The sequence below is a fragment of the Rhizobium sp. 01T444 genome (genome assembly GCF_056398305.1).
On sequence record NZ_JBFTPD010000184.1, the window covers coordinates 1 to 700 of the forward strand.

Here is a 700-nt window from a genome sequence, read left to right on the forward strand (position 1 = left end):
CCGACTTGATTACCGTTGCCTGACCGCGCGGTATCGGATCCAATCTCGAGAAGCTGGTCTTAAGACAGGCTGCAAGTGGGCTGCTCGGCGTAGCTCCAATAAAGCAGATCTGTCGAACACGTCGATGGCATTATTGGATTGACTGGGTTGTAAAAGGTAACCCGGTCTGTTGCCGTTTCCTTAGGGGAGCGGGCAGCGAGATGATGAGCATTGGCAATGAGAACGATTAAGTGTCGTAAGGGCATTTGGTGGATGCCTTGGCATGCACAGGCGATGAAGGACGTGATACGCTGCGATAAGCCGTGGGGAGCTGCGAATAAGCTTTGATCCATGGATCTCCGAATGGGGAAACCCACCTTAAATGCTTGGGAAATCTGTTCTGTTGGCTTTTGGTTTGGTCGAAGCGGATGCTTCGCAAGGCCAGAGGCCGTCGCCGGTTATCCGGCGCGCTGTCCGCAGGCCTTCGGCCGTGAGGACAAACAGGAGAGGTTTCCAAGCATTGTTATAAGGTATCTTACTTTCGAATACATAGGGGTAAGAAGCGAACGCAGGGAACTGAAACATCTAAGTACCTGCAGGAAAGGACATCAACCGAGACTCCGCAAGTAGTGGCGAGCGAACGCGGACCAGGCCAGTGGCATTAGTGATTAAAGCGGAACGCTCTGGAAAGTGCGGCCGTAGCGGGTGACAGCCCCGTACG

1 rRNA gene is annotated in these 700 nt (G+C 53.7%); it reads left to right on the forward strand.

Annotated features, from left to right (window positions below):
* Positions 1 to 224: 224 nt before the first annotated feature.
* Positions 225 to 700: ribosomal RNA gene (locus AC1DTN_RS37880) — 23S ribosomal RNA — on the forward strand; the annotation flags it as partial.